We start from the raw sequence: 26,986 nt of genomic DNA, 5'->3' as shown, positions 1-26,986 counted from the left end.
CTTGTGGGGGGCGTGAACAAGCGATGACGTGTCCACACCCCCCATTTCTTGTTCAAGCCCTCAGCTGGGGGCGCGCGGCAGGTGTGGGCAGGTTGAAGCGGGCAACCAGCCCACATCCCTTGTAAATAAGGTGGACGCGGTCGGCCTCAGGCCGCTGTCAGGCGAAGCGCTTGGCTACTTGCTCTACGCGGTCTACCAGGTTCAGGTCGTAGGCGACGCCGGGGATGTAGAAGATGACGTAGTCGGCGCCGGCTTCGAGGGCGGCCTCGACGCGGAGGGCGATCTCGTCTTCGGTCTCGATCTTGTTCTCGGTGGAGAAGCGGTCCCAGTTGATCGGGCCGCGGGCCTTGTCGGTGGCGAGTTTGGGGTCGTCGCCCTTGTCGATCGGGAAGACGTTGATGCCGGTCGACTTGATGATCGAGTCGTAGTCGCGGTCGAGCTTGTTGCAGTGCTCCTTCAGTACGGCGACCTTCTCGCGGATCACCTCGGGGTTGCCACCACCGATGTTCGCGGCGTCGCCGTACTGGGCCACGAGCTTGAGCGTGACCTGGGGGCCACCGCCACCGATCCAGAGGCTGGGCTTCTTGTTGCCGGCGCCCTTGGGGAGGTTGATCGGGCCGTCGATCGAGTGGTACTTGCCGTTGACGACCGGGCGGTCCTCGGTCCACATCCGGTGGATGATCTCGGTGGCTTCGCGGAAGGCCGCCATCCGCGGCTTCACGTCCGGCCACTCGTAGCCGTAGGCCTTCCACTCGTGTTCGTACCAGCCGGCGCCGATTCCGGCGTACAGGCGGCCGTGACTGGCGACGTCGACGGTGGAGGCGATCTTCGCGTAGAGGGCCGGGTTGCGGTAGCCGTTGCAGCCGACCATCTGGCCGATGTTGACCCGCTGGGTGTCGCGGGCGAGGGCGGCGGTCGCCGTCCAGCACTCGAACGTCGTGTTGTCACTCGGCTCGGGCACGGTGTGGAAGTGGTCGAACAGCCAGATCGAGTCCCAGGACTGCTCGTCGGCCCGCTTCGCCACCGCGGTCATCGCTTCCCACTGCTCCACCGGATCGGCGATCTGCGCCAGATCCATTTTCCAGCCCTGCGGCACGAACAATCCGAAACGTGTAGTCATGGTCTCCATCCTTTCCACGCCCGGGCCCTGCGGTCCATGAAGCGGGATGTCTAATTCGTTCTCAATCGGAGCACCAGAACTTCTGAATCACTGGTGGCGTCGTATCTGCCGGCATCCGATCCGAGGAGGAAACACCATCAAGTTCGACGAGCTCTTCGACCAGGCCGCGCCACTGATCGCCGCCGGTGAGCATGCCCGCGACGTTCCACCATCCGAGGGCGGCCGCTGGCCGGTGTCGGTGATACTTCCAGCCAGTACGGCGTTCCTCGACGAACTGACCGTGGAGACCGCCGAACTGGCCGGGCCTGGACACTGGCAGACCGGTCAACTCGGCTCGGCGCACTTCACTGTGCGTGCGCTTGAGGGGTATCGCGCCGAGATCCCCGCTGACGATCTCGCCGTACAGCGCTATCTGAGCGCGATGCGACGTGCCGGGACTGGCCCCTTCCGGATGCGGGTGACCGGCCTGACGCTCACGCCCGGTTCGGTGATGGCCTCGGTGGAGGCGGTGGACTCGGCGGCTGACGAGTACCTGGACCGGCTCGCGGAGGAGTTGGGTCCGGACGCGTGGTTCGAGCGGCCGCATGGACGGCGTGACATCTGGTACTCGAACCTGCTGCATTTCACGGGCGATATCCCCGCGCCCGCGAAGCTGATCGACTGGGTCGCGGAACGGCGGTCGCTGGCGGGTGACGAGCTGGTGATTCCGGCAGCTGAGCTGGTCCGGTTCCGGCTGGTCGGCGGTGATCGCCCACACATGCGGCCGGTGACGTTGTGAGCGAACGGTTAGCCGATGGTGAGCGGGCTCGGCGAGCCTGTGCGCGTCATCCCGTTCCGTCGCCCCCGGCACGGACCTGAAGAAGGAGCCACGATGTCAAAGTTCCGTAAGTCTGCGGCGCTGACCGGTGCACTCGCCGCCGGCGTCCTGGCGGTATCCGTCGCCACGACCGGCATTGCGTCGGCCACGACGGTGAGCGGCGGCTGGTACAGCACCAGCGGCGCCTGCAACCAGGCCGGAAAGAACATCACCAGCAACCCGTCCAGCCCGTACGAGGGCTGGTCCTGGAGCTGCCCCTACGTCAGCTCGCACACCCCGCACTACCACCTGGTCCTCAGCAGCTGAGCACCACCCACTGAGCTCCCACGCTCCTGACTAACCCCCAGTTGTCGGGGGCGTGGGTATACGTGCGCCCGATCTTGTCCGAGAATGCGATGTGTACTTTCGCGTTCTCGGACCGGTCGAGGTGGTTGCCGAGCCCATCGCTCTCGGCGGCCGGGAGCGGCTCGTGTTGTCGATGCTGCTCATCAACGCCGACCGGGTCACGCCGTCCGACCGGCTGATCGACACGGTCTGGTCGCGACCGCCGCAGTCCGCCCGGCAGCAACTGCACAACCTCATCGCCCGGCTGCGCCGCAAGCTGGACGCGACCGGGGCACTCATCGTGACCCGTCCGCTGGGTTATCAGCTCGCTCTCACCGACCACGGACTCGACCTGCACGCCTTCCGGCTGTCCGTCCTCCGTGGGCGCGAGCATCTGCAGGACGAGCGGTACGACGACGCCCGGACCGAGTTGGACACAGCGTTATCGCTGTGGCGCGGGGACGCCCTCGCCGACCTGTCCGGTGACTGGGCCGCGGCGACCCGCGAGTCGCTCCACCGCGAGCGGGTCGCGGCCGGGGAAGCACTCGCCCAGGCGCAGCTCGCCACGCACGATCACGCCGGCGTCCTCGAGACCGTGCAGGTCCTGCTGACCGCCGATCCACTCCACGAAGGCCTGCATGACCTTCGGTTGCGCGCCTTGGCCCGGAGCGGCCGCCGTACCGAGGCTCTCGGCGCCTACCAGGAGCTGCGACGCCGGCTCGTCGCCGAGTTCGGTGTCGAGCCCGGGCAGGATCTCCAGGAGACCCACTCCAGCCTTCTGCGGGATGTCGACCCGCCGTCGGCGTCTCCTCGCCACGTGCCCCGTCAGCTGCCCCGCCCTATCTCTCTGGCCGGGCGCGACGAGATCCTCGTCCAGCTGACCGATGTTCTGCGGACGCCTGAACCACGTCCGGGCACGGTGCTTCTCGTCGGAGCGGGCGGCATCGGCAAGACCTCGCTCGCTGTCGTTCTCGCCGACCGCGTCCAGGACGGGTACCCCGACGGCACCCTGTACGCCGAGCTGGACGGCACCTCGCATGAACCACGTGACCCCGACGAGATCATCGACCGGTTCCTCCGCGCGCTCGGCACCACCGCTCCCCCGGCCCACGTTCGACGTGCGGAACGGCTGGCGCTCTACCGCAGTGCGATCGCGAACCGCCGTGTGCTGGTGGTACTGGACGACGCCCTCGACGAACGACAGGTCCGCGACCTGCTCCCACCGTCGCCGCGTTCGGCCGCGATCGTCACCTCACGTCACCGGCTCGCCGGTCTTGATGACGTGCTCCGCCGCAACGTACCGACCCTGTCAACCGAGGTCGCCGTCGATCTGCTGCAGGCAGGTCGAGACGTCACCGATCCGGCGCCCGGACTCGCCCAGTCTGCCGTGCAGCTGTGCGGGCACCTCCCGCTCGCGTTGATGGTCGTCGCGGCCCGGCTGGCGTCCGGCGTCGTCGATCTGTCCGAGGTGGTCGACCATCTCAGCGAGGAGCGCATCCGTTTGGACGAGCTCGCGATCGGGGACGTCGACGTTCGGGCCAGCATCGCGCTGTCGTACGACGGGCACTTGTCCGGACCGGCTCAACGACTGCTCCGACGAGTCGCCGCCGTCTCGGTGACGACCTGGCCGGCGTGGTTCGCCGGCGTGGTGCTGGAGGACGACGTACTGGGCTGGCGGGCACTGGACGAGCTTGTCGACGTCCATCTCGTCGAGCCGTGCGGTCGTGATGCCGCGGGACAGCTCCGGTTCACCCTGCACCCCCTGGTGGCGGCATTCGCCGCCGAGCGCGCTGCCCGCGAGGAGGACGCGAGCGCTGTCGCATCTTGTCGCCGTGCCGCCGCCATGGCCTGGCTGGGGCTGGCTTCGCAGGCCGACGACGGCTTCGGCCACGGACTGCGCCCGGTGGTCGGTCCGGACGGCGCCACGATCCCAGCGGGTCTCCCGCCTCGTCGGGTCTCGGTCGCCGCGGAGCAACCCGCGGCCTGGTTCGACGCGGAGATCGACAGCATCCGCGACCTCGTCCACGCGCTGAGCCGCACCGGTGAGCTCGATCTGGCGGCTGCGCTCGTACTGCGCTCGGACGGCTACCTCGTGGTCCGCGGCGAGACGCAGGTCCGTGCGGGCCTGCTGCGGCGGGCCGTCGACTGCTCAGACCTGGTACTGCGCTGGGGCGTGCTGCGGTCGTTGTTCCACACCGCTGCCGAGGCCGGACGGTTCTCCGAGCTGGCTGAGCTGGCTGAGTCGCAGCTCGCCGTCGCCCACAAGCTCGATGCCGGTGCGATGGAGCAGAACGCCTTGGTGCAGCTCGGCTGTGCACTGCGCGAGATCGGTCGCTTCGAGGAGGCGACGGCACGGTTCGAAGAAGCCGCGTCCGGCGCGATGGCACGCGACGACACCATGATGGTGGCCCTGGCACACGGGCACCTCGGCACGCTGCTCGCCCGCACCGGACACCCCGTCCGTGGCGCGGAGCTGATCGCTGAGAACCTGCGGGCTGAACGGGTGCGTGGGCCGTCTCGGCGACTGAGCATCTGGCTCACCACCTACGCTGACTGCCTCGCCCTGACCGGTGACCTGGCGGCGGCCGAGCAGGCGCTGGACGAGGCCGAGCAGGTCGCGAAGAGCTTGGAGGACCGCAACGTCCTTCTCGACGTTGCTCAGACCAGGGCGGTGATCGCGCTTCGCGCCGATGACATCGATCGGGCCGAACACCTCCTCAACGACAGCTCAGCGTCGGGCGGCCCGAGCACACTGGACTCGGAGCCGACAGATACGGAGCTGCGCCTGCGCGCCGACATCCTGCTCGCCCGTGGGCGAGCAGTTGAGGCGGCCCCGTTGGTCGAGCAGGCCTTGCTGCGACATCGGCGCGAGGGCGTCCGACTCGAGCTCGCCCACGACCTGACCCGGCTCGCTGCGGTCCACGCGGCTCTGGGCGAGCAGGATCGAGCCAGGCAACAGCGCTCGGAACTTGTCGTCCTGCTGCGAGATCTCGGGATCGGCGTCGACGGTCTGCAGCTACCCTCGATCGTCGCGCACTTGTTGGAGATTTCTTCGGAATAACGAAACGTGGAGGTCGGCATGCTGGCAGTGGTGGTCGGGGCCGGCGGGGGGATCGGCGGGGCCTGCGCCCGCACCTTGGCCCAGCAGTACGACGCTGTCCTGTGCGTAGACCGCGACCTAGCCGCCGCCCGACGTACCGCGGCAGAGATTGACCGTGCCGTGGCTTTGGCAGCGGATGCTGGTGAGGTGGGGTTCGGGCGGTTGGTCGGGGACGCGGCTGCGGCGATCGGCCCGGTGGGCTGCGCGGTGTACGCGGTGGCTTATGAGGAGCACGCGCCTGCCGTCGACTTGAGCCGGGAGTCGTTGCTGCGGAGTCTGCTCATCGGGCCGGTTGGGGCGTTCGAGTTTTTCCGCGGACTGACGCCGGCACCGGGAGCGTCGTACATCGCAATTGGGTCTTTGCACGAGACGCAGCCGTTCGCGAACTGCCTTGGGTACAACGCGGCCCACGGCGCGCTCGGTCAGGTTGTACGAACGCTCGCCCATGAATGGGCCGACCGCGGGATCCGCGTGAACGCCGTCGTACCGGGCTGGATCGCAACGCCAGGCGAAGAGGACCTGTACGGCGCGGAGCAGCTCGCGGCCGCGGGTCGGCTGCTGCCGCTCGGTCGCCATGGTCGGCCGGAGGAGGTTGCGGCGGCGGTTGGCTTCCTGGCGTCGGAGGCGGCCGGCTACATCTCCGGATCGTTCTTGACCGTCGACGGCGCCTTGTCCTCTTCGCTCGCGCAGCTCCGAGGAGTCTGATCGTGAAGTATGTCTGCGTTTTTGCGCACCCCGATGACGAGATGCGCTGTCTGGGCACGCTGTTGCGGTTGCGTGCGGCCGGGCATGAGTTCGCCTTCGTGACGATCACCACCGGCGACAAAGGGCTGCCGTATCACCCGCCGGCGGAGCAGGCACGCGCGGCCGAGATCCGGACCGCGGAGATGCAGGAGGTCGCGGCGTACTTCGATGCCGAGTACGTCAGCCTGGCGCGCGAGGACGGTTTCGTCTTTGAGGACAAGGATCTGCGGGCCGATCTGATCCGCACCTTGCGCCGACTCGGAGCCGAAGTCGTCTTCACCCATTGGACGACCGACTACAACCCGGACCACGTCCTCACCGCAAAGCTCGTCACCGACAGCGCCCTGCTCGCACCCCTCTCGTCGTTCGCCCCGAGCCCCGACGTCCTCCCCCACGCCCCCAGGATCTGGTACGTCGATCCCGGGCCGGGCCACGGTTTCGAGGCCACCCACTTCGTTGCCTTCAGCCCCCAACACGCGACCCGCAAGGCCGAGCTGATCCGCCTGCACCGCAGCCAGATGGACGTGCTGCGGGAACTCAGTGGCGGCACGGACTACGCCGACCAGCTGACGGCGTACGACCAAGTCACCGCTCAACGCCTCCTCGTCGAGCACGCTGAGTCCTTCCGCCCCTGCCTCACCGACCGCCGCATCCCCTGGCCCTCCGACCTCCCCGGCCAACTCTGACCCACCCCTCCCCAACCGCCATCTCATGGGTTCCCCCATGAGGTTGCGGGTTCTGCACTCTCATGCGGGTGCAGAACCCACAAGCCGATGGGTTGACCCATCAGATGGGGACGGGATCTCGCTCGTCCCGGGTCGCCAGGCGCTGGCGGGAGGGTGTTAGGCGATGCGGTACTTGGTGATGACGTCCGGATTGACCTGTACGCCGATGCCTGGGCTGGTGGGGACCTGGATGTGACCGTCGATCAGGGGCAAGGCGTTGGCGAGGTCTCGGCTGATGGGGGCTGTGGAGACGTTGTACTCGACCATGACGGGGTCCGGGAGCCAGGCGGCGGCTTGGACGGTACCGGCAGTGAGGAGCGGGGACGTCCAGGCGTGGGGGACGATGTGGCGGCCGGCTTGAGAGACCTGTGTGGACAGGGTTTGCAGGGTGGTGAAGCCGCCGCAGCGGGAGAGGTCGGGCTGGATGATGGTGACGCCGGGTTCGGCCAGGAGTTCGTTGAACTCGTCGCCGCCCAGTTGTTCACCGGAGGCGATGGTGAGACCCGTTTCGCGACCCAATCGAGCTAGGTCCCGAGGGCGGTCGGCCGGGAACGGCTCCTCGATCCAGTACGGGTTCAGGTCCTCGAGACTCGCGACAAATCGCCGTACGGCGGCGTAGTCACCCGGCAGATGACCGTCGACCATCAGCCGGATGTCGGGGCCGGCCTCGGCGCGGGCGGCGGCCAACAGCGAGCGGGACTGGTCGGATCCCCACGGCCCCCAACCGAACTTGATCGCGCGGAACCCGCGGTCCAGATAGGCGCGGGTCGCGGCCCGCATCTCGTCCGGCGTCTCACGGAACAGTGTGCTCGCGTACGCCAGCACCCGGTCCCGTTGAGCACCACCGAGCAACGAGGCAACAGACTGACCGGACAGCCGCCCGCAGATGTCCCACACGGCCAGGTCGATGCCGCTGAGCGCGTGCAGCACCGGGCCGCGGCGGCCGTGGTACCAAGAGTGCTGGTAGAGCCGGTCCCACAGCGCAGTCCGATCCCACACGCTCTGACCGATGGCCGCCTCGCGCAGCCCCGTGCAGAACGCCGGGATGTGCGAGACCGCTTCCACGATCGACTTCACCACCCACGGGTGCGAGTCCACATCGCCGTACCCGTCGATCCCGGCGTCCGTCGCCACCCGGATCAGGCAGGTGTGCCGGGGACCGGCTCGCTCGTCGTCGCCGAGCCTGGTCCCGTACTCGATCCCGTTGTCCAGCACGATCACCTCGACGTCGGTGATCCGCGCGTCAGTCACTGTCGTCATCCCTCAGAGAACACCACATCGGCGAAGTAGTTCCGGTTCTGATACGACAATGTCGGCAACTGACTCGCCTGCAGCGCATAGATCCCCGGACCGCTGGTGATCAACGAACCGTTCTGCCGCGCTGAGGCCAACCCGTTCTCGGTGGCGCTGAAACCACCCGCCGAGCTGTAAGAGATCACGTACGACGTCCCGGCCGTGATCGCGACGGGTTGAGCGAACTGCATCTCCTGCCACCCGGAGGCGGTCTCGCCGCTAAAGGTGCCGACAGCAAGCTTCTGCCCATCGGAAGTCCACAACGTGCCGGTGTGAGTTCCCGTGTTGTGCGTCCCCTTGAAGAACCGCACCCCGTGCACCTTCCCAGCCGTTGAGCTGCTGAACTTCACCCCCATCTCCAGCGAGGTCGACTCCGTCGCTCCGAACACAGGCGCGTCCCCGACATTCCACAACGTGTAGGTGTCCGGCTGGAAGATGACATCCGCGTAGTAGTTCGTCGTAGAAGTCTGCGTCGGCACAGCACTAGTGCCGTACCCGAAGACACCGGTCGGGGCATGCAGAACCCCGTTGTCCTGCTGGTGATTGGTGAAGAAGTCCCGGCTGAAGCCGTACTTCGCCTGCGGTGAGTGGTACGACGCCGTGTAGACCGCGCCGGTCGTCAACCGCACCGGCTGGTCGAACAGCAAGGTCTGCCAGCCCATCGAGCTGTCGTTCACGAAAGTCCCGGTTGCGAGCCTGGAACCAGAAGCCGACCACAGCGAACCAGTGTGCGCACCATCATCGCCAGCAGTCTTGTAGTACTTCACCCCCAGTACGACGCCCGCCCGGTCCACCTGGAATCGCACTCCGAGCTCGACTTCGGTGCCGTCCTGCCACTTCTCGACCCCCGGACCGTCCTCCTCGTTGAACAGCGTCCGCGGATACGCGAGGCTCGGTGCCTTCGCCACCGTGAAGCTCCACTGCCCGCTGACGGACTGACCCGAAACGGTCATCGCCTGGAAGCTCATCGCGCACTTCTGCCCGTACCGCCACGGGTTGGTCGGCGCGAAGGTGACGGTCTTGGTCGCGGCATCCCACGTCGAGCGACCCGGCGTCCCCGCCTCGCTCCCGCCCTCACGCAGCGAGACAGTCTCCGGCCGGATGTCGTCGTAGAACGTCACCTGCGGCTTCCGCTGCGGCCAGACGGTGGTGGCGCCGTCCGGCGGCGAGATCGTGTGCCGGCCGACCGGGAACAACGGCGGACGGCCGACGACCGCGATCAGGTTCGAGAACCCACCGTCGTACGTCGCGAACGGCTTCGGCGATCCCCAGAGCACCTGCGCCAGCGCCCGGTACGGCTCCATCAGCCGGTCCGACTGGAACTCCTCGGCCTCACTGGCCGGCAGCGTCCACAGGTGCAGCTTGGCGCCACGCAGTCCGGGCAGATCCGGGCTGACCGTCTCGCCGGAGAACTTGCCCGGGTGGAAGTCGTCGTAGATCGGCTTCGGCTCCGGCCTGCGGACCGTCGGGTCGTAGTACAGGTAGTCGCCGTTGGAGTTGGCCACTTGGTAGCCCTCGGCAAGCAATTGGCTCGGCAGCTTGCGGTTCGGCCAGCCGACCCAGTGCTCGACGATGATGTTCTTGTTCAGTGGGGCGGCCGTGATGCTGTTCAGCAGGCCGTCGTTCCAGATCCGCAACTGCTTGCCGCTGGCCCGCACTGTGGTGTTCATGTCGTTCACGAACCCCGTGAACGCATCGACCGGCTGTGCGTTGCCGCCGTACCGCTGCTTGGCCTTGGCACCGATCTGCGGGAACAGGTCGTACCGCACCGGGAGGTCGTCGCGGAAGTCGACCAGGTACTCGTCCGACCCCAGATGCCAGTACGGCGTCTCGAACTCGCTCAGGTACGGCGAGAACAGGCCGCGCGCGTAGGTGAACGCCTCGTCCTTGCTGAGATCCAGATCCCCACCGCGACCCGGCAGACCAAACTCCGGCCGGGGCGCCAGCAGCCGCTCCATGTGCCCCGGCATGTTGACCTGCGGGACGACCGCGATGTTGTACTTCTTCGCGTACGCCGCGATCTCCTTCAGCTGCGACAACGGCGTGGTGTCCTCGTAGCCGACGTACACCCAGAGCAGGTTCAGCTTCAGGTACGCCATCTCGTTGATCTGCCCCTGCCACCAGGTCATGGTGTAGAAGCGCGCCGAGTTGGCGACCAGGAACCCACGCTCCGGGTACTTCGGCCAGTCCCGTGCCACCCCGGCCGGCAAGGTCGTTGCCTGGCGCAACCACTGGATGATGGTCTGCGCACCGTGGAACACCCCGGCTCGCTGTCCACTGAGCTCGAGGATGGCGCCGACCTTGATCTCGTACCCCTCGTCGGTACCGACCGGGGCCGCGGTCAGGCTGAGCACGATGTCGCCCGCGACCGGCGCCGGGGCGGCCTGCACCTCGACCTGGACCGACCGGCCGAGGACCTTGGTCAGGTCCGCCTTGAGCACCTCCCCCACCGGCTGCAGCGTGGCCGCGTCGGCCCCGCGGATGATGACCCGATACGGCTGGCTCGGCCCCGGTACGACGTACTGGGCGCCGGAGCCCGCGGACCACTCACGCAGCGCCGGGATGGTCAGGGGAGGGACGGCCGTCGTACCGGCTCGGGCGGGGAGGGTCAGACCGGTCTCGAGGGCGGTACCACCGGCGAGGGCGAGGAACTGTCGTCTGGGCAGGTTCGGCATGCGGACGCTCCAGGGGCGGAAGGAAGGTCTAAAGCTTCGATATCTCGAAGATTGATCTCTATATCGGAGCATAAAAGCAGAGCCCGGGGAGGACAAGGAAACGGTCCGCCTTTACACCCAGGTCGAAAGGTGCTCCATGAGAGCGCTCTAGTTCCGGAACCGCCCACCTCTTGATCTGAGCGGCGGCAGCGCCCAGAGTCGGGCGCGACGCGGGCGCGCGCCCGCGCTGGAGCTCAGGAGAGTCGCCCATGCCCAGGTGGCCAGTTGCCCGCCTTGTCAGACCTTTATCGGCCCGACGACGAACGGCCGTGATCACTGCCGCCGCGTTGCTGGCCGGCTCGCTGGTGGCGAGCCCGGCCGTCGCCGACGACCCGCCGCCCATCACGCTGGCCGCCTTCGAGGGGGCCGAGCCGTTCGCGTCCCCGCCGAACGCCGGCATCTTCGGCTGGGGCAGTGACGCCGACGACCCGCCCACGATGGAACTGCAGACCCGCGCAGACGCTCCGGCAGGTGGCTCAGTCCTGCACGGCACGTACAACATCAGCGGGTACGGCGGATTCAGCCACGACATCACGTATGACCAGAACCCCGGGAACTGGTCGGCGTCCAAGGGCATCCGGTTCTGGTGGTACGGCCAGAACACCGCCCAGACCGAGCCCGGCACCGGGAAGCGGATCTTCCTCGAGATCAAGGACGGCGGCGCGAACGCCGAGGCGTCGGAGCTGTGGAACACCAGCTTCACCGACGACTGGCAGGGCTGGCAGCAGGTCGAGATCCCGTTCAGCGACTTCGTCTACCGCGGTGACTACCAACCGGTTGGCGGCATCGACCACGTCCTGGGCCTGACCCAGATGTGGGGCTACGCGTTCACGATGCCCGTGGGTTCGCCCGGCGCGTTCGAGATCGACCAGGTCGAGACCTACGGCAAGGCCGACCCCGCCCTCAAGGCGAGCGTCAGCACGGACGCGGAGGTCTACCCGGTCAAGGAGGGCGGCAGCGCCCAGGTGAAGGTCGCCGTCGCGACCACCGGCAGCACTCCGCTCGAGGAGCCGGTCACTGTCGCCTACACCGCCGGGGGCGGAACAGCCGGCGCCGACGACTACACACCGGCCTCCGGCACGCTCACCTTCCCCGCCGGTACGGCGTCCGGCACGAGCCAGACCGTGACCGTGGTGACCAAGAAGGACCGGACCGCCGAGGTCGCCGAGACGATCCCGGTGAACCTGACCGTCACCGGGGCCAAGTCGCCCGTGACCCAGCCGGTCGTCGTGATCGACGCGCACGACCTGCCGTACCTGAACCCGAAGCTTCCGGTGCAGAAGCGGGTCGACGATCTCCTCTCCCGGATGACGCTCGCGGAGAAGATCGGCCAGATGACCCAGGCCGAGCGGAACGCACTCAAGTCCCGCAGCGACATCTCGACGTACGCGCTCGGTTCGCTGCTGTCCGGTGGCGGCTCGGTGCCGTCGCCGAACACCCCGGCCTCCTGGGCCGCGATGATCGACACCTTCCAGCGGAGCGCGCAGGCCACCCGGCTGCAGATCCCGCTGATCTACGGGGTCGACGCCGTGCACGGACACAACAACGTGGTCGGCGCGACGATCCTCCCGCACAACATCGGCCTGGGCGCGACTCGTGACCCGGACCTGGCCCGCCGTACCGGTGAAGTAACCGCGACCGAGGTGCGCGCGACCGGCATCCCGTGGGACTTCGCGCCGTGCCTGTGTGTGGTCCGCGACGACCGCTGGGGCCGTGCGTACGAAGGCTTCGGCGAGGACCCGGCGTTGGTGAACTCGATGGCAACCGTCATCACCGGCATGCAGGGCAAGGCCGACGGCAGCCAGTTGAAGAACAAGGACCGCGTCCTGGCCTCGGCGAAGCACTACGCCGGCGACGGCGGTACGACGTACGGGTCGTCGACGACGGGTGGATACAAGCTCGATCAGGGCATCACCCAGGTCACCCGCGAGGAGCTGGAGCGGCTGCACCTGTCCCAGTTCCAGACCGCGGTCGACCTCGGTGTCGGCACGGTGATGCCGTCGTTCTCGAGCGTCTCGATCGACGGCGCACCGCCGGTGAAGATGCACGGGAACGACGAGCTGATCAACGGGGTCCTCAAGAAGCGGATGGGCTTCGACGGGTTCGTGATCAGTGACTGGCAGGCGATCGACCAACTGCCGGGCGACTACCCGAGCGACATCCGGACCTCGATCAACGCCGGTCTGGACATGATCATGGTGCCGTCGCGGTACCAGGAGTTCACCGAGGGGCTGACCGCCGAGGTCGGTGCCGGATGGGTGGCGCTCAGCCGGATCGACGACGCGAACCGGCGGATCCTCGGGGAGAAGTTCAAGCTCGGCCTGTTCGAGCACCCGTACTCCGACCAGTCACAGCTCAGCACCGTCGGTTCGGCCGCGCATCGCGCAGTCGGCCGGGAGGCCGCGGCGAAGTCCCAGGTATTGCTGAAGAACGAGGGCAATCTGTTGCCGCTGGCATCGACCTCGAAGGTCTATGTTGCCGGCAGCAACGCGAACGACCTCGGCAACCAGCTCGGCGGGTGGAGCATCACCTGGCAGGGCAAGTCCGGTGCCACCACCACCGGTACGACGATTCTGGACGGCATCAAGCAGGTGGTGCCGACGGCAACCTTCTCCGCCGACGCCTCGGCACCGCTCGAGGGGCATGACGTGGGAGTCGTCGTGGTCGGCGAACGCCCGTACGCCGAAGGAGTCGGTGATGTGGGCAACGGGCACGACCAGCTGCTCACGGCCGCCGACAAGGCCGCGGTGGACAAGGTCTGCGGTGCGATGAATTGCGTCGTACTGACTGTCTCCGGTCGGCCTGAGGTCGTGTCCGACCAGCTCGGCAAGATCAACGCGCTGGTCGCGTCGTGGCTGCCGGGAACCGAGGGCGCGGGCGTGGCCGACGTACTGTTCGGCAAGAAGCCGTTCAGTGGCCGGTTGCCGGTCAGCTGGCCGCGGACCGAGGCGCAGCAGCCGATTAACGTCGGTGACGCGTCGTACGACCCGCAGTACCCGTTCGGGTGGGGTCTGACCACGCAGGCGGCGGCTCGGCAGAAGCTGACCGACGCCCGGAACACCTTGCTCCGCAAGCACGATGTCTACGCCCTCGCGGCCGCGGTCGCGGCCGAGGTCGCGCTCCAGACCAAGGACTGGTCGGGACCGAAGGCAACCATCGCGCTGGCTGCCCTCGAGCAGTCCGCGAAGCTCCTGGATCGCACGAAGGTGGACAGCTTCGCCGAGGGTGATGCAGTCGTCGGCGCAGCCCGGTGGATCGCCCAGAACAAGATCGGCCAGAACATCACCGAGCCGACCTCCAAGCTGACCTCCGACGCCGAGCACGAGGCCCTCTCCGGTCACCTCGGTACGGCGGTCGCCAAGCTAACGGCCGCCTACAAAACGAAGTAGTTCATAACGTCCGAAGACTCGCCGGCGCTGGTCGGCGAGTCTTCGGACGTTGCAGCCAACCCAGAGCTAACGTCCGAACGATCGGAGGGCCCGCCTCCGGTTTTTCGGACGTTAGGTGCGAGAGCGGAGGCGACGGAGCATGCGGGCGTCTTCGAAACCGACGGCGCGGGCCGCAGCTTCGATCGTGCTGCCGTGGCCGATCAGGTGCTCGGCTCGCTCCAGCCTCAACAGCTGCTGGTAGCGCAGCGGGGTGAGGCCCGTGGCGGTGGCGAACATCCGGGTCAGTGTGCGTTCGCTGACACCGGCTTGGCCGGCGAGATCTGCGAGCAGCAGGCGTTCGGCGTACCGGGCATCGATCACGTCCTGGACCCGATGAGCGAGGTCGCTCAAGTGACCGCGGTGCCGCAGCATCGCGCTCTCCTGCAGTTCGTCGCCATTGCGACGGGCGTAGACCACCATCTCGCGCGCGACCCGCGCCGCCGCCTCGGCACCCCGAGCGACCGCGATCAGATGCAGGGCGAGGTCGATCCCGCTGGCGATGCCGGCGGAGGTGATGATGCGGTCGTCGACGACGTACAGGACATCCCGGACGATGGTCGCCCGCGGGTAGCGAGCGGCCATCATCTCGGTCAGATCATGGTGGGTCGTGTAGCGGCGGCCGTCGAGTAACCCGGCCGCGCCAAGCGCATCAGCCCCCGAGCACACGCTCGCGACTGATCCGCCGGCCGCGTGATGATCACGCAGCCGCTGCTGTGTCGCGGCGCCGATCGGCGGTACCGGAAGCAGCCGCGGCGACCGCCAGCCCGGTACGACGATCAGGTCGTCCGGGCCGAGCTCCGGCCACTCGGATTGCGTCTTCAGCGGCACGCCCTGCGCGGTCATCACCTCGTCGGCCTCGGCCACATAGGTCAGCTCGTAGCCGTAGCCGAGGGTCTCGGCGGTCGAGAAGGCCTGCGCCGGCCCGGCCAGGTCCAGCAGGTGCAGCTTCGGCACCAGGACGAAGACGACCCGGATGCTCCCCATTCGGTCAGGATGACACGGGTACGGCGGCGATGTCGTCGATGGTCCGGATGGTGGCGAACCGGCCCGCGAGCGCGTACTCGGTACGTTCGGTGACGGCCTCCGCGGACAGCGTCCGGGGGTCGGCCAGGATCTCCTCGATGCTGGCATCCGCGGGCAGCGTCCAGTGCGGTAGCGGCATCGTCGCCGTGGCCTCGGTGACGAACACGACGTCGTACCCGAGATCGGACGCGACGCGGGCGGTAGTCTCTGCGCATTGCTCGGTGCGGATGCCGGAGATGACGACCTGATCGACGCCCTGCAGGGTCAGCAACTGCTGCAGATTCGTGGTGGTGAAGGCGTTGTGCGCGGTCTTGGCGATGACCGGCTCGCCGTCGATCGGCTCCAGACCCTCGATCAGCCGGACGTGTCCGCTGGCCGGGTCGAACGCCGTACCGGTGCCTGGTTCGGTATGCAGCACCCAGACGACCAGGTCGCCGGCGGCGCGGGCTGCGGTCACCAGGCGACCGACGCGGTCGGCGATATCGGGGTGGTTCACGATCTGCCAGCTCGGGCGGACCCGGAAGGATTCCTGGACGTCGACGACGAGAAGTGCGGTTCGGCTCATGGCTCCATCGTCACGGACCGTGGCCGTCCCGGGTAGGCCCGATCGCGGCGGACAGCGGACCGATCCGGTCACGCCGGACCGGGGATCTTCACAACGTTGGAGAGGTCGGACGAATTCACACCGTTCCGAACTATTCCAAACACTGGACCGGAGTGCCTACAGTGCGCGGGGTGGCGTGGAAACGCTCCCGCTGCCCATCAAAGACGCAGCCGACTTTCAGTGAGGGGAATGCGATGCCCGATCACCTGCCTCGCCGTCAGGTACTCCGGACGGCCGGAGCCCTCGGCCTGGGCGCTGCCGCCGCGGGTGCCTTGAGCACCACCGCGACGGCCGCGACCGCAACGCCGGATAAGTTGGCGGCCATGGGTGCACACCACGGCAAGCTGGAGATCCGCAAGGACCCGTTCGGTACCACGCCGGACGGCAAGAAGGTGGACGTCTACACGTTCTCCAACGGCCGGGTCACCATCTCGATGCTGACCTGGGGTGCGACGATCCAGCGGGTCGAGACGCCGGACCGGCGCGGCCGGGTGAAGAACATCAGCCTCGGCTTCGACAACCTGCCCGACTACGCGGCGCTCAGCCCGTACTTCGGTGCGACCATCGGCCGGTACGGCAACCGGATCGCGAAGGGCAAGTTCTCGATCGACGGGACGTCGTACCAGATCCCGATCAACAACGGCGAGAACGCACTGCACGGCGGTACGACGGGCTTCGACAAGCGGGTCTGGTCGGCCAAGACCGTGCAGACCTCCAAGGCCGTCGGCGTGGCGTTCAGCTACGTCAGCCCGGACGGCGAGATGGGCTTCCCTGGTGAACTCACCACGACCGTCGCCTACACGCTCGACCGCGAGGACAACCTGCGGATCGACTACCACGCGACGGTCAAGGGCAAGCCGACCATCGTGAACCTGACGAACCACGTGTACTTCAACCTGGCCGGTGAGGGCAGCGGCCCGATCGACCGCCACGTGCTTGAACTGGCCGCATCCAAGTACACCCCGGTCGACGCCGGCCTGATCCCGACCGGCGAGCTCGCCCCGGTCGCCGGGACGCCGTTCGACTTCACCAAGCCGACCGCGATCGGTGCCCGGCTGCGCGGCGACCACCCGCAGCTCGTCGTCGGCCGCGGGTACGACCACAACTTCGTGCTCAGCAGCAAGGTCGGCTCGGACGGACTGCGGTTCGCCGCCCGATTCTGGGAGCCCGAGGACGGCCGCACGGTGACCGTGCACACCGACCAGCCGGGAGCGCAGTTCTACAGCGGCAACTTCCTCGACGGCACCTTCCGGGGAATCGGCCACAAGGCCTACCGCCAGGGCGACGCCTTCGCGTTCGAGACCCAGCACTTCCCCGACTCCCCCAACCAGCCCAACTTCCCCTCCACGGTCCTGCGCCCCGGCCAGACCTACAAGACTTCGACCGTCTACACCTTCGGCGCGAAATAGCCCGTCGCCGCGGCCCAATTTGGCTGGCTAGGCACTCACAGTAGGGGTTCTGCACTCATAACCAGGGTGCTGAACCCCCAACGGGAGTGCTTACCCAGCCAAATGCGCTCACGCGGTTCACGCGGTTCACGCGGTCTTGGTTCCGCCGGCGTCGATCAGGATGTCGGCGCCGATGATGCTGGCCGACAGCGGCGAGCACAGTTGGGTGACGAGGGCCGCCACCTCGGTCGGCTCGACCAGGCGACCGGTGAGCATCCCGGTCTGCTCGGGCAGCGCGGCCAGCAGGTGCTCCTGCGGGATCCCGAGCTGGCGCGAGAGCCTACCGCCGTACCCATCCGGCGAGGTCCAGAGCGCCGTCCGCACCGCGCCGGGTGACACCGTGTTCACGCGCACACCCTGCGGACCGAACTCCTCGGCCAGTGCCTTGCCCAACGCCGTCACCGCCGCCTTCGCCGTCGAGTAGGGAGACGGGCCGGCCGACGGCACGCGCGCCGAGTTCGATGAGACGTTGACGATCGCACCCTGCTGACGGATCAGGCTCGGCAGGGCAGCGCGGGTGGCACGAACCAGCGCGAAGAGGTTCAGCTCGTACATCGTCTGCCAGGTCGCGTCGTCGATGTCCAGGAATCCGGCGCCGACCTCACCATCCCCACCGCCGACGTTGTTCACCAGCAGATCGAGCTCGCCGACCTCCGCGAGCGCTGCCGCAACCGCCTGCTCGGGCCCACCGGCCACCCCGAGATCAGCCTGTACGACGAATGCCCCGGTCGCCCGCAGTTCCGGCGTACTGGTGCGGGCAACCGCGACCACGCGGACCCCTTCGGCGGTGAACTGCTCGACCACGGCCAGCCCGATCCCCCGGCTCGCACCGGTGACGAGCGCTGTCTTGTCCTTCAACTGCAGATCCATCACAAACTCCTTAAGCGCATCTCGGTTGACTCACTCAAGGTACTACTTGCATCACACATGACGCAAGTAGCTCGTTAATCGCATCCTCACGGTAGTCTGGACGCATGACCGAGACCAGGCTGCGCGCTGACAGCGCCCGCACCGTGCTGACGATCCTCGAGGCGGCCGAGCGCATCCTGAGCAGCAAGCCGACCGCCACCATGGAGGAGATCGCCGCCGCCGCCGGCGTCGCGCGCACCACCGTGCACCGCCGCTTCGCCACCCGCGAAGCCCTGATCGCCGCCCTCGCCACCTGGGCCGCGCAGCAACTGTCCGACGCCGTCGACGCGGCCCGCCCGGACTCCACCCCACCCCTGGTCGCCCTCTACCAGGCGACCACGAACGTCCTGGCCGTCAAGCTCTCCTGGGGCTTCGCCATGGACGCATCAGTTGCCCCCGGCAACGAAGCCGACCGGATCAAGGCGAACGTCGTCGACCGCTGCGACCAGCTCTTCGCCCGCCTCGCCGACGTCGGCATCCTCCGCCCCGACGTCACCCCCCTCTGGGCCCGCCGCGTCTACTACGCCCTCCTCCACGAGGTCTGCCAAGACGCCGCCGCCCACCCCGACACCGAGTTGGACACCGACGCCGTCGCCACCCAACTAGTCGAAACCCTCCTCCACGGCGTCGGCACCCCCGGCACAAGCCTCTAGCCGCTCCACTACTAGGCGGCGCCGAGCAGGCGGAGGCGCAGTGCGGCGGCGCCGCCCTCGGAGAGCCAGTCCGCCAGGGTGCGTAGACCGGGGTGAATGACCCGTAGCGCTTCGATGTCGGCGTGCCAGCGCTGGCCGGAGATCCAGAGTTCGCGGGTCTTGGCGATCTCCGGGTTCAGCGCGGCCGCCTCGTCGTGGCTGAGCTGCTCGTAGCGCAAGGCGACTCCGGTCGCCGCACTGATCGCAGCGACAGCCTCAGCCGGGCTCGGGCTGTCACCCGCCAGCTCCAGAGTCCGTCCAGCGAACCGATCCGGTTGCTCGAAGGCCAGAGCGGCGAACTCGGCGATGTCTTCGAGGGCGATGATCTGGACGGGCTCGTTCGGCGGAAAGATGTGCCGGTGGACGCCGTCGACGAAGCCGTCGAGTCCGATGCCGAAGTCCGCCAGGTAGTTCGTCATGAACCGGACCGGGCGCAGTACGGTCACCAGCGGGATCTGTTCGCGCAGGTACTGCTCGATGCGCCACTTTCCGCTGCCCGCGAAAGTGTCCCCGGAGGTCGAAGCGATACCGGTGAACACCACCTGCCGGACACCTGCGGCGGCTGCTGCGTCGGCCAGGTTGCGGCCGCGAGTGAATTCCAGTTCTGGGTTGCTGCCCGCCGGCCCGTACGCAACCGGCGGCACGGCGAACAGAGCGGTGGCGCCATCCAGTGCCGGCGCCAGGCTCGACGGCTCGTCGAAGTCCGCAAGTGCCAACTCGGCTCCCGCGTCCGCGAGCGCTACGGCGGCCGGTGTCGTCTCGTCTCGGACCAGCGCGCGCACCGGTCGACCGCCGGCCAGCAGCCGTCGTACTGTCGCGCCGCCCTGCTTGCCGGTCGCGCCGGTCACAGCGACCGGGCCGGTGCCGGAATGGATGGGTGCGTCGGTCATGTCATCCTCCTCGTTTCTCCGGGGTCAGTTGCTCTGGACAGAGGCGGACCCGGGGGATATCTGGAATAATCCAACCCGGTTGAGTCGGGCACACAAAGGGTTTCGTGACATGACTGAAGTGATCGGCGGCGACCGGGCCGACGCCCGCCGCAATCGGGCCAAGATGCTGTCTGCCGCCGGAGATGCCTTCGCCGAGCAGGGACTCGACGTCCCGCTCGTCGAGATCGCGCGCCGGGCCGGTCTCGGCGCGGGCACCGTGTACCGGCATTTTCCGACCAAGCAGGCGCTCCTCGAAGCGGTGTTCACCCAGCACCTCGACGAGCTGATCGCCTCTGGCGAGCGGCGGGCGGCGCAATCCGCAGCTACTGAGGCGTTCTTCGGATTCCTGCTGGACGTCGTCGAGAAGTCCAAGCGGCGCGAGCACCTTTGCGATGTGGTGGCCGCCGACGCGAGCTGGCCGCGGCCGATGCTCACGGCGTCCGTGCTTCGATTCCGCCAGGTCCTGACCGCCCTGCTCCACGCAGCACAGCGGGCAGGAAGTGTCCGTGCCGACATCGGCCCTGACGATGTTGTCGCACTCACCGTCGGATGCGTCTCGATGCTCGCGTCCCGCCGCGATCGAGCTGCCGGCCACAGGCTCGTCCAGCTCACCCTCGACAGTCTGCGCCCTTCCGCTGTCGTCACGGAAGGACAGTACTTTCGTGACAGCCCCGATATCCGCCGGGACACTGTCACGTTCTGCGCGGAATGCAAAGCTCCACTCATGGTCCGACCCACCGGTCGACCAGTCCGCTACTGCGGGGCCGCATGCCGGCAACGGGCCCGCCGTCGACGCCTCGCCAGCTAGCCTCCGGGACATGACAGTGCTGACACCACGCTCTAGCCGCGCCAGACCGTCCCCTGGCGATCCCGCCCGATCCACTGCTCCAGCGCGACCACTTCGGCCACGGCACCCAGCTCGCGTTCGAGCAGCCAGCAGGCGAGGTCCACTCCGGCGAACCAGCCGCTGCCACAGGTGACCAGGTCCCCATCGTCGACGACCCGGGCATCGATCACCTCGGCGTACGGCCTCAGGAGGTCGTAGCCCGGTCGATGCGTCGTGGCCGGTCGCCCCGCGATCAGTCCGGCCGCCCCGAGCAAGATCGCACCGGAGTCGATCCCCGCCAGGATCAGCCCGGGACCGCCGGCCTCCTTGGCAGCGGCGAGCTGCGCCGGGATGACCCCGCGCGCGATCTCCTCCTCGATCCAGCCACCTGACACGGCGAGCACCCCAGCCGTCTCCGGTGACCACGGCTCCAGTCGGCTGATCGTCGTTCCGTAACAGCCCTTCACCGACGTCGCGCCGTCCGCGGTGACCAGCCGCGGATCCACCGCGACACCGCGCCCCTTCGCGTTGGCGAAGACCGCGTACACCGCCAGCGCGTCCACCTCGGCGACTCCCTCGAACATCAGTACGTCGATTCGCATCCACCCACCCTGCGTCGTGCGGCGCTCCGTGGAGAGTGGCTGGAAAGACATGACCGAGTAGATTCGCGCCATGCTCACCGTGGCCGCGCTCGTCCTTGAGGGCAGCGTCGGAATCGAGTTGGCCGGCGCATGCCAGGTGTTCGCGACCGCGGCCGACCCGCTCACCGGTGCTGACCTGTACGACGTGCGCGTCTGCGGATCCCGTCGTACGACGGTAATGGCGCATCGACGGCCGATCTTCCACGCCGACCCGCCGTACCCGCTGCATGCGGCATTGGAGGCGCACACGGTGATCGTCCCGGCAGCGTTCGAGGCCGCGCCCGAGGTAGTCGAGGTCGTGCGTGAGGCACACCGACGCGGCATCCGGGTGGCGTCGATCTGCACCGGCGCGTTCGTGCTGGCCGAGGCCGGGCTGCTCGACGGACGCCAGGCAACCACCCATTGGGCGCACGCGGCCGACCTGGCTCGCCGCTACCCGGCAATCGACGTGGTCACCGACGCGCTCTACCTGGACGACGGTGACGTCCTGACCTCGGCCGGCGTGACCGCCGGGCTGGATCTCTGTCTGCATCTGGTCCGCCGCGACCACGGTTCGGCAGTCGCGGCGACCGTCGCTCGGCGGTTGGTGATGGCACCTCATCGGGCCGGCGGGCAGGCCCAGTTCATCACCACACCCGTTGCTGCAGGCAACGATTCGCTGGAACCCGCGCAGCGCTGGATGCGCGAGCACCTCGCCGACCCGCTCACCCTCGACACGATCGCGGCCCACGCTTCGATGAGCACCCGGACGCTGAGCCGGCAGTTCCGCGCCCAGACCGGGACAACCCCGCTGCAGTGGCTGATCCGCCAGCGCCTGATGCGGGCGCAGGAGCTCCTCGAGACCACGAAGCTCACGGTCGATCAGATCGCCACCGCCACCGGCTTCGGTACCGCCGTCCTGCTCCGGCAGCACTTCACCAAGGCTTTCGCCATCACTCCGACCGGCTACCGACGCACCTTCGGCGGGTCGGTCGGGGAAAGGTAAAGCCCGCGCCGGGATCGGCGCGGGCTCTGGGGACGATCGGTTCAGTTCGGCGAGGTGGTGGCCAGGCCGTGCTCGACGTCGTACTGCTGGATGAAGCGGGCGGCCATCGGCTCGCTGGAGGCGATGGCGGCGGCGAGGGACTGGGCGGTGCGCTCGCGGTCCTCGGGCCAGTCGGCCAGCAGGGCCCAGGCGCGCATGCGCTTCTTCTCGAGGGCGGTCGGCTCCGGCTCGTCGTCGCCCTTGGGGGACTCGTCCTTGGCCTTCGACTCGGTCGCGGTGGTGATCAGGGCCGGGGGCTCGTTGTCGGTCGGCTCGGCGAACGGCGACGGCGCGGCCGGCTTCTGCACGACCGGCTCGACCTTCTCCTTGGGAGCGGTCGCCTTGAGCTTGCCGTTGGCCTTGCCGTTCTGTACGACGTGCTTCTGCTCGCTCTGGTCCTCGACCACGACCGCCTCGGCGACCGACTCGTCGGTACTGCGGTCGTACGGCAGGTAGTCGACCGCCATCAGTTCGCCGGTCATCGCGTCGCCCCAGGCGCCTTCGTCGCGCAGGGAGACGCCGGTGTCGGAGGCACGGATCTGGCGCGCCCGCGGCGCCTCGCCCTCGACGACCCAGACGGCCGCGCGCAGGTCGGGGTCGGGAGTCTCTTCCGGCTCCGGCGGCGGGGAGATCGCCTTGGTCAGCTTGTTGGTGATGACCTCGTAGTTGATCCGGTCTTCGAGCATGCCGGCCAGCCGGTCCGGGTCGTAGGTCGTCTCGGCGATCTTCGCCAGCCGCTCGTCCTGGTGCTCGGAGCGGATGTACTCCGCGACCGTGCTCGCGATCGCGTCGCGACGGGTCTTGTTCCGGATCTGGTGCCGGGCCGCGTGCAGGCTCTCGTAGAGACCGTAGCCGTGCTCGATCGCCAGCGACCGCGCCTGCCAGGTCACCTTCGGCTCACGCGCCCACTGCACCACGCCGTACACGGGTGAGGTGGTCATCATCTGCCCGGCGCGACGCAGCGCGTCGCGGCGGCGGGCCGAACTGTGGATCAGCCACAGCACATAGGCGAACGCCGACAGGCCGCCGAAGCCGAACGCCAGGAAGCGCTCCTCCGGCCGCCAGTGACCGATCACGTTGAAGACGACCGCGACGACCGCGGCGAACAACGACATCGCCCGGTACGCGTAGGCCGTCTCACCCTTGCGCCGCCGCAGGTCGGCGAGCGCGGCGGTGGCGACACCACCGAGCTCGAGGACCGCCACCGCCGGAGTGACGAGGACGATCTTGAGGAACGGCGAGAAGCCACTGTCCGGCCACGGGATGTGGGTGACACCGGCCCACACCTGACCGACGAGGGCGGCCGCGGCCGCCGTGGCGTAGAAGGCGTAGGCGACCTTGTCCGCCCCGGTGAGGGGTACGTTCGCCAGTTCGCCAGTACTGGTGTTGCTGGTGTTCTCCTGCAAGACGTGGTCTCCTGACCGGTTTGGGCACTCCGGCAGTTCCGTCGCGGACGGCGGGGCTGACTGGTACGGCGGCACGAGGCTACCGGTTCCCGGCCCCGAACGGGGAGGCGAATCCGGAAACGTCTCGAACCTGCCCACCCACCCTGACCTTTACACGTCCGAAAGGCAAACTCGACAAAGTCACGGAAGTACGCGGAGGAAAACCTGCTCGACCCCGGATGGGTGGTGTACGGAACAACGTCGCCCAGTACTAAAGCCCAGTACTACGCCCAGGGTGCGCCGACCTCGCTGAACAATGCCAATTCGTCGGCGGCGCGGTCGATCCACTGCTCGACATCGGCGACAACCGGATGCCGGTCGGGACCCTCGCCTTCCCAGCGCACCAAGGCTTCTGGGATCACGACAGGCTCCGGCGCGAGCCGGATCGCCTCGACGACACGGGTGAATCCGCCGGTCGCGTCGAACGGGCAATACAGCGGTACGGCGGGATCTGCGCGATGGTCGAGAAGATTGCTCAGAAGGTCGGTTCGCTCGAGGGTCTTCGAGGTCATGCAAGAGCCTTGATGGAGCTCGAGAGTGTCGGTCGAGTAGTGCAGTACGGCGCGACCTTCAGAGCCGTGGACTATCACCGTGGGGTCGAGGTGTTCCGTCGCGCACAACGTCACTGCGACGACGATCGGCGTACCGCGCGTCGTCGTGATGCGCACCGTCGAGGTGTCGTCGGACTCGATGCCATTGGCCCGGAACAACTCGGTCTCAACCGAGCGGATGTCGTCCACGCCGGTCGACCCGTCGAGCAGCAGGGCCGCGGCAGTTGAGTGAGCCAACGGATTGGTGACCGCGCCGTCGACCACCGCGACGCCGTTCAGGGTCCGGCGACCGGCCCAGGGCGCACGATCGAAGTACCGGGCTGTGCGCAGCCACTTGCCGACGGCACTGATCCCGCGGATCTCCCCGAGCTTGCCCTCGGCCATGATCTTCGCGAGGTGCAGCGTCGCCTCCGACGCCTGTGCCTGGAAACCGACCTGACACGCACGGCCGGTCTCCGCGATCACCGCGGACAGTTGCTCGAACTCGGCCAGCGACGCGGTCGGCGGTTTCTCCAGCAGTACGTCGGCTCCCGCGCGCAGCGCCATCGCCGCCAACGGCACATGTGTCTGGATCGGTGTACTGATGACCACGACATCGACAATAGTTGCCGTGAGCAACTTATCGAGTGAGTCGAAAACCTCAACCCCAGAAGGAAGATCGGCCGGCGGCCGCGGATCGGCGATCGCCACCAGCCGTGCCCGATCGGGCAGCCTCAGCACGTTCTGGACATGGGTAGCGCCGTGACCGTGCACACCAGCCACTGCGACGCGGGTCAGCACGCTCTCACCCTACACTTGGGGGTGTGAGCTTTCATGTGGCGGTTTTCATCGCGACCAGCCTCGACGGCTACATCGCGCGGTCCGACGGTTCGATCGAGTGGCTGACCGAGCGTGGCGAGCAGGCCGGTGACACCGGCTACGACGAGTTCATGGCGTCGATCGACACCGTCGTGATGGGCCGCAACACCTTCGAGCAGGTCCTCAGCTTCGACTTCTGGCCCTACGAAGGCAAACACGTCGAGGTCCTCAGTACGACGCTCGCTCCCGACGTCGACGAGCGCGTCATCGTCCACCGCACCCTGGACGGCCTGGTCGAGACTCTCGCCGACCGCGGCGCGCAGCGCATCTACGCCGACGGCGGCAAGCTCATCCAGACCTTCCTCCGGGCCGGCCTGCTCAACGAGCTCACGATCACCACAGCGCCGGTCCTGATCGGCTCCGGCCTCCGCCTGTTCGGTGACCTCGACCACGACGTCACCCTGGTCCACAACGCCACCCGAACCCTGAAGGCCGGCTTCGTCCAGTCCGACTACACCGTCATCTGATCCCGACCGCGGCGAAGCAGACACCACCAGAGCACAGCCAGCCCTCTCGCTCGCCCTGCTCCAGCTCCTCCCAGAACGCAGCCGCCCGCGCTTCGTCGGCCAGCGCGGCCACCCGGTTTCCGAACAGGATGCGGAGGAAGGCGACCGTGTTCTGAACGACGGTCGGCTCCAACCGCACATCGCTCAGCCCAGCCGCAACCAGCATCCGCTGCAGGCCCCGCCCGGCATCCGGCGTCGCCAGGTCCGTCGCGAATCCCTGTTCGAGCGCCAACACCAACTCGCGGTCAGAGCTGTTGAGGAAGATCGTCCCCGCATCCATCTCGGACAGCACGACCACCCCCCCGGCCGCGTCACCCGCACCATCTCCCGTACGGCGGTCTCCGGGTCGGCCATCGCCATCAGTACCCGTTCCGCCCGCAGCCGGTCGAAGCCGGCGTCGGCGAACTCCAGCCGGGTCGCGTCCCCCACGACGAACTCGGCCGGCACCCCCGCTTCCGCCGTACGCCGCCTCGCCTCGGTGACCATCGCCGTACTCACATCCACCCCGACGGCCCGGCCGCCCTCCCCCACCAGCGCGGCGATGCCGATCAGATCGTCCCCTGTTCCCGATCCAACATCCAGCACCGCCATCCCCACCTGGACATCCAGCAGGCCGGCGATCGCCCCCTTGACCACCAGCTCCGCCGGCACCTCCGCACGCGCGTCCAGAAACCGCACGAAGTAGTCGCCCGCTGCGGCATCCACCGCCCGGAACCCCGCCGGATCATCCATGCACCCACCATGCCCCCACGGCATATCACCACCGTTTCACGCCCCACCACCCCCTCCCCCGACCCCCTCCACCCCACCGCACCACCCCCGCCGGACCCCTCCACCGCACCACCGCCCCCTCCCCGCCGGACCCCTCCGCCCCACCGACCCCTGCCCCAACCCCACCGCACGCACCACCACAGCACCGCCCCTCCCCGCCGGATCCCTCCACCCCACCGACGGCAATTTCAGGGGATCTCCCCTCAAGTTGCCCCTTCTCCCCTCGAAATTTCAGGGGAGAACCAGCACATTGAGGGGATATCCGGTCAAATGCGCAGGGGCGGCGGCGAGGTCAGCGAGCGCGGAGGCGGTGAGCTGAGCCTGGCGGACGCGGCGGCGTCGAGCCCAACCCCACCCCACCGCACCGCACCACCGCAGCACCGCCCACCCCGCCGGGCCCCTCCACCCCACCGACGGCAATTTCAGGGGATCTCCCCTCAAGTTGCCCCTTCTCCCCTCGAAATTTCAGGGGAGAACCAGCACATTGAGGGGAG

Annotated in this window: 23 protein-coding genes; 11 read left to right on the top strand and 12 right to left on the bottom strand. The window is 68.1% G+C overall.

Annotated features, from left to right (window positions below; translation table 11 throughout):
• Nucleotides 1-157: 157 nt before the first annotated feature.
• Nucleotides 158-1,120, bottom strand: coding sequence for an LLM class F420-dependent oxidoreductase (locus ACFVWG_RS01630; RefSeq protein WP_391541184.1), 963 nt, complete (start codon nt 1,118-1,120; stop codon nt 158-160).
• Nucleotides 1,121-1,166: 46 nt separating this feature from the next.
• Between ACFVWG_RS01630 and ACFVWG_RS01625 the strand changes: the two genes are divergently transcribed.
• From ACFVWG_RS01625 to ACFVWG_RS01605, 5 genes are all read left to right on the top strand, one after another.
• Nucleotides 1,167-1,898, top strand: a complete 732-nt coding sequence (locus tag ACFVWG_RS01625; protein WP_391541183.1) for a hypothetical protein — start codon at nt 1,167-1,169, stop codon at nt 1,896-1,898.
• 93 nt (nt 1,899-1,991) lie between these two features.
• The gene (locus ACFVWG_RS01620) at nt 1,992-2,243 is read left to right on the top strand and encodes a hypothetical protein (RefSeq protein WP_391541182.1); all 252 of its coding nucleotides are present in this window, start codon (nt 1,992-1,994) and stop codon (nt 2,241-2,243) included.
• A 91-nt stretch (nt 2,244-2,334) separates the two neighbouring features.
• Entirely contained in the window at nt 2,335-5,322 is a 2,988-nt protein-coding gene (locus ACFVWG_RS01615; protein ID WP_391541181.1) for a BTAD domain-containing putative transcriptional regulator, read from the top strand.
• Nucleotides 5,323-5,340: 18 nt separating this feature from the next.
• On the top strand, nt 5,341-6,066 hold the full coding sequence (locus ACFVWG_RS01610; RefSeq protein WP_391541180.1) for an SDR family NAD(P)-dependent oxidoreductase: 726 nt from the start codon (nt 5,341-5,343) through the stop codon (nt 6,064-6,066).
• A 2-nt stretch (nt 6,067-6,068) separates the two neighbouring features.
• Nucleotides 6,069-6,791, top strand: a complete 723-nt coding sequence (locus tag ACFVWG_RS01605; protein ID WP_391541179.1) for a PIG-L deacetylase family protein — start codon at nt 6,069-6,071, stop codon at nt 6,789-6,791.
• 156 nt (nt 6,792-6,947) lie between these two features.
• Here ACFVWG_RS01605 and ACFVWG_RS01600 read toward each other — a convergent pair whose 3' ends face one another.
• Together ACFVWG_RS01600 and ACFVWG_RS01595 are read right to left on the bottom strand one after the other, a co-directional pair.
• Complete coding sequence (locus tag ACFVWG_RS01600; protein WP_391541178.1) at nt 6,948-8,090, bottom strand: mandelate racemase/muconate lactonizing enzyme family protein; 1,143 nt, start codon at nt 8,088-8,090, stop codon at nt 6,948-6,950.
• A complete protein-coding gene (locus tag ACFVWG_RS01595; RefSeq protein WP_391541177.1) occupies nt 8,087-10,798 on the bottom strand; it encodes a DUF4082 domain-containing protein in 2,712 nt (903 codons plus the stop codon). The genes ACFVWG_RS01600 and ACFVWG_RS01595 overlap by 4 nt, the downstream gene beginning before the upstream one ends.
• Before the next feature lie 308 nt (nt 10,799-11,106).
• On the opposite strand from ACFVWG_RS01595, the gene ACFVWG_RS01590 reads away from it, so the two are divergent.
• Nucleotides 11,107-14,226, top strand: a complete 3,120-nt coding sequence (locus ACFVWG_RS01590; protein ID WP_391541176.1) for a glycoside hydrolase family 3 N-terminal domain-containing protein — start codon at nt 11,107-11,109, stop codon at nt 14,224-14,226.
• Between the two features lie 111 nt (nt 14,227-14,337).
• Here ACFVWG_RS01590 and ACFVWG_RS01585 read toward each other — a convergent pair whose 3' ends face one another.
• Both ACFVWG_RS01585 and ACFVWG_RS01580 read right to left on the bottom strand, forming a co-directional pair.
• Nucleotides 14,338-15,249: a GlxA family transcriptional regulator gene (locus ACFVWG_RS01585; protein ID WP_391541175.1), complete on the bottom strand. Its 912-nt coding sequence runs from the start codon at nt 15,247-15,249 to the stop codon at nt 14,338-14,340.
• A gap of 4 nt (nt 15,250-15,253) precedes the next feature.
• Complete coding sequence (locus tag ACFVWG_RS01580; protein WP_391541174.1) at nt 15,254-15,853, bottom strand: isochorismatase family protein; 600 nt, start codon at nt 15,851-15,853, stop codon at nt 15,254-15,256.
• Between the two features lie 233 nt (nt 15,854-16,086).
• On the opposite strand from ACFVWG_RS01580, the gene ACFVWG_RS01575 reads away from it, so the two are divergent.
• Nucleotides 16,087-17,301 (top strand): aldose epimerase family protein, encoded by a 1,215-nt coding sequence (locus ACFVWG_RS01575; RefSeq protein ID WP_391541173.1) that lies wholly within the window; start codon nt 16,087-16,089, stop codon nt 17,299-17,301.
• Nucleotides 17,302-17,427: 126 nt separating this feature from the next.
• On the opposite strand, the gene ACFVWG_RS01570 is transcribed toward ACFVWG_RS01575, so the two are convergent.
• Complete coding sequence (locus ACFVWG_RS01570; protein WP_391541172.1) at nt 17,428-18,210, bottom strand: SDR family NAD(P)-dependent oxidoreductase; 783 nt, start codon at nt 18,208-18,210, stop codon at nt 17,428-17,430.
• Between the two features lie 104 nt (nt 18,211-18,314).
• Here ACFVWG_RS01570 and ACFVWG_RS01565 point away from each other — a divergent pair, with 104 nt between their 5' ends.
• Complete coding sequence (locus ACFVWG_RS01565; protein WP_391541171.1) at nt 18,315-18,902, top strand: TetR/AcrR family transcriptional regulator; 588 nt, start codon at nt 18,315-18,317, stop codon at nt 18,900-18,902.
• An 11-nt stretch (nt 18,903-18,913) separates the two neighbouring features.
• On the opposite strand, the gene ACFVWG_RS01560 is transcribed toward ACFVWG_RS01565, so the two are convergent.
• Nucleotides 18,914-19,831 (bottom strand): NmrA family NAD(P)-binding protein, encoded by a 918-nt coding sequence (locus tag ACFVWG_RS01560; RefSeq protein ID WP_391541170.1) that lies wholly within the window; start codon nt 19,829-19,831, stop codon nt 18,914-18,916.
• 109 nt (nt 19,832-19,940) lie between these two features.
• Between ACFVWG_RS01560 and ACFVWG_RS01555 the strand changes: the two genes are divergently transcribed.
• Nucleotides 19,941-20,678, top strand: coding sequence for a TetR/AcrR family transcriptional regulator (locus tag ACFVWG_RS01555; protein WP_391541169.1), 738 nt, complete (start codon nt 19,941-19,943; stop codon nt 20,676-20,678).
• A gap of 32 nt (nt 20,679-20,710) precedes the next feature.
• Here the strand turns inward: ACFVWG_RS01555 and ACFVWG_RS01550 are convergent, their stop codons facing one another.
• On the bottom strand, nt 20,711-21,298 hold the full coding sequence (locus tag ACFVWG_RS01550; protein WP_391541168.1) for a DJ-1/PfpI family protein: 588 nt from the start codon (nt 21,296-21,298) through the stop codon (nt 20,711-20,713).
• A 70-nt stretch (nt 21,299-21,368) separates the two neighbouring features.
• On the opposite strand from ACFVWG_RS01550, the gene ACFVWG_RS01545 reads away from it, so the two are divergent.
• Nucleotides 21,369-22,322 (top strand): GlxA family transcriptional regulator, encoded by a 954-nt coding sequence (locus tag ACFVWG_RS01545; protein WP_391541167.1) that lies wholly within the window; start codon nt 21,369-21,371, stop codon nt 22,320-22,322.
• A gap of 41 nt (nt 22,323-22,363) precedes the next feature.
• Here the strand turns inward: ACFVWG_RS01545 and ACFVWG_RS01540 are convergent, their stop codons facing one another.
• Together ACFVWG_RS01540 and ACFVWG_RS01535 are read right to left on the bottom strand one after the other, a co-directional pair.
• On the bottom strand, nt 22,364-23,767 hold the full coding sequence (locus ACFVWG_RS01540) for a hypothetical protein (protein ID WP_391541166.1): 1,404 nt from the start codon (nt 23,765-23,767) through the stop codon (nt 22,364-22,366).
• 263 nt (nt 23,768-24,030) lie between these two features.
• Nucleotides 24,031-25,137 (bottom strand): Gfo/Idh/MocA family protein, encoded by a 1,107-nt coding sequence (locus ACFVWG_RS01535; protein WP_391541165.1) that lies wholly within the window; start codon nt 25,135-25,137, stop codon nt 24,031-24,033.
• Nucleotides 25,138-25,160: 23 nt separating this feature from the next.
• Between ACFVWG_RS01535 and ACFVWG_RS01530 the strand changes: the two genes are divergently transcribed.
• A complete protein-coding gene (locus ACFVWG_RS01530; RefSeq protein ID WP_391541164.1) occupies nt 25,161-25,682 on the top strand; it encodes a dihydrofolate reductase family protein in 522 nt (173 codons plus the stop codon).
• On the opposite strand, the gene ACFVWG_RS01525 is transcribed toward ACFVWG_RS01530, so the two are convergent.
• Nucleotides 25,675-25,887, bottom strand: coding sequence for a hypothetical protein (locus tag ACFVWG_RS01525; RefSeq protein ID WP_391541163.1), 213 nt, complete (start codon nt 25,885-25,887; stop codon nt 25,675-25,677). The two genes, ACFVWG_RS01530 and ACFVWG_RS01525, sit on opposite strands and share 8 nt — an antisense overlap.
• Nucleotides 25,866-26,453, bottom strand: coding sequence for a methyltransferase domain-containing protein (locus ACFVWG_RS01520; RefSeq protein WP_391541162.1), 588 nt, complete (start codon nt 26,451-26,453; stop codon nt 25,866-25,868). The genes ACFVWG_RS01525 and ACFVWG_RS01520 overlap by 22 nt, the downstream gene beginning before the upstream one ends.
• Nucleotides 26,454-26,986: the final 533 nt, after the last annotated feature.

Source organism: Kribbella sp. NPDC058245, assembly GCF_042882005.1.
In the GTDB taxonomy this organism is placed as follows: domain Bacteria; phylum Actinomycetota; class Actinomycetes; order Propionibacteriales; family Kribbellaceae; genus Kribbella.
This window is presented reverse-complemented; position numbering and strand designations above follow the sequence as displayed.

What these genes read in the sequence shown, in the direction of transcription:
- ACFVWG_RS01630 (WP_391541184.1), bottom strand. Translation starts at nt 1,120, where the DNA reads ATGACTACACGTTTCGGATTGTTCGTGCCGCAGGGCTGGAAAATGGAT.
- ACFVWG_RS01625 (WP_391541183.1), top strand. Translation starts at nt 1,167, where the DNA reads ATGTCTAATTCGTTCTCAATCGGAGCACCAGAACTTCTGAATCACTGG.
- ACFVWG_RS01620 (WP_391541182.1), top strand. Translation starts at nt 1,992, where the DNA reads ATGTCAAAGTTCCGTAAGTCTGCGGCGCTGACCGGTGCACTCGCCGCC.
- ACFVWG_RS01610 (WP_391541180.1), top strand. Translation starts at nt 5,341, where the DNA reads ATGCTGGCAGTGGTGGTCGGGGCCGGCGGGGGGATCGGCGGGGCCTGC.
- ACFVWG_RS01600 (WP_391541178.1), bottom strand. Translation starts at nt 8,090, where the DNA reads ATGACGACAGTGACTGACGCGCGGATCACCGACGTCGAGGTGATCGTG.
- ACFVWG_RS01595 (WP_391541177.1), bottom strand. Translation starts at nt 10,798, where the DNA reads ATGCCGAACCTGCCCAGACGACAGTTCCTCGCCCTCGCCGGTGGTACC.
- ACFVWG_RS01585 (WP_391541175.1), bottom strand. Translation starts at nt 15,249, where the DNA reads ATGGGGAGCATCCGGGTCGTCTTCGTCCTGGTGCCGAAGCTGCACCTG.
- ACFVWG_RS01580 (WP_391541174.1), bottom strand. Translation starts at nt 15,853, where the DNA reads ATGAGCCGAACCGCACTTCTCGTCGTCGACGTCCAGGAATCCTTCCGG.
- ACFVWG_RS01575 (WP_391541173.1), top strand. Translation starts at nt 16,087, where the DNA reads ATGCCCGATCACCTGCCTCGCCGTCAGGTACTCCGGACGGCCGGAGCC.
- ACFVWG_RS01570 (WP_391541172.1), bottom strand. Translation starts at nt 18,210, where the DNA reads ATGGATCTGCAGTTGAAGGACAAGACAGCGCTCGTCACCGGTGCGAGC.
- ACFVWG_RS01565 (WP_391541171.1), top strand. Translation starts at nt 18,315, where the DNA reads ATGACCGAGACCAGGCTGCGCGCTGACAGCGCCCGCACCGTGCTGACG.
- ACFVWG_RS01560 (WP_391541170.1), bottom strand. Translation starts at nt 19,831, where the DNA reads ATGACCGACGCACCCATCCATTCCGGCACCGGCCCGGTCGCTGTGACC.
- ACFVWG_RS01555 (WP_391541169.1), top strand. Translation starts at nt 19,941, where the DNA reads ATGACTGAAGTGATCGGCGGCGACCGGGCCGACGCCCGCCGCAATCGG.
- ACFVWG_RS01550 (WP_391541168.1), bottom strand. Translation starts at nt 21,298, where the DNA reads ATGCGAATCGACGTACTGATGTTCGAGGGAGTCGCCGAGGTGGACGCG.
- ACFVWG_RS01545 (WP_391541167.1), top strand. Translation starts at nt 21,369, where the DNA reads ATGCTCACCGTGGCCGCGCTCGTCCTTGAGGGCAGCGTCGGAATCGAG.
- ACFVWG_RS01525 (WP_391541163.1), bottom strand. Translation starts at nt 25,887, where the DNA reads ATGCTGGTTGCGGCTGGGCTGAGCGATGTGCGGTTGGAGCCGACCGTC.
- ACFVWG_RS01520 (WP_391541162.1), bottom strand. Translation starts at nt 26,453, where the DNA reads ATGGATGATCCGGCGGGGTTCCGGGCGGTGGATGCCGCAGCGGGCGAC.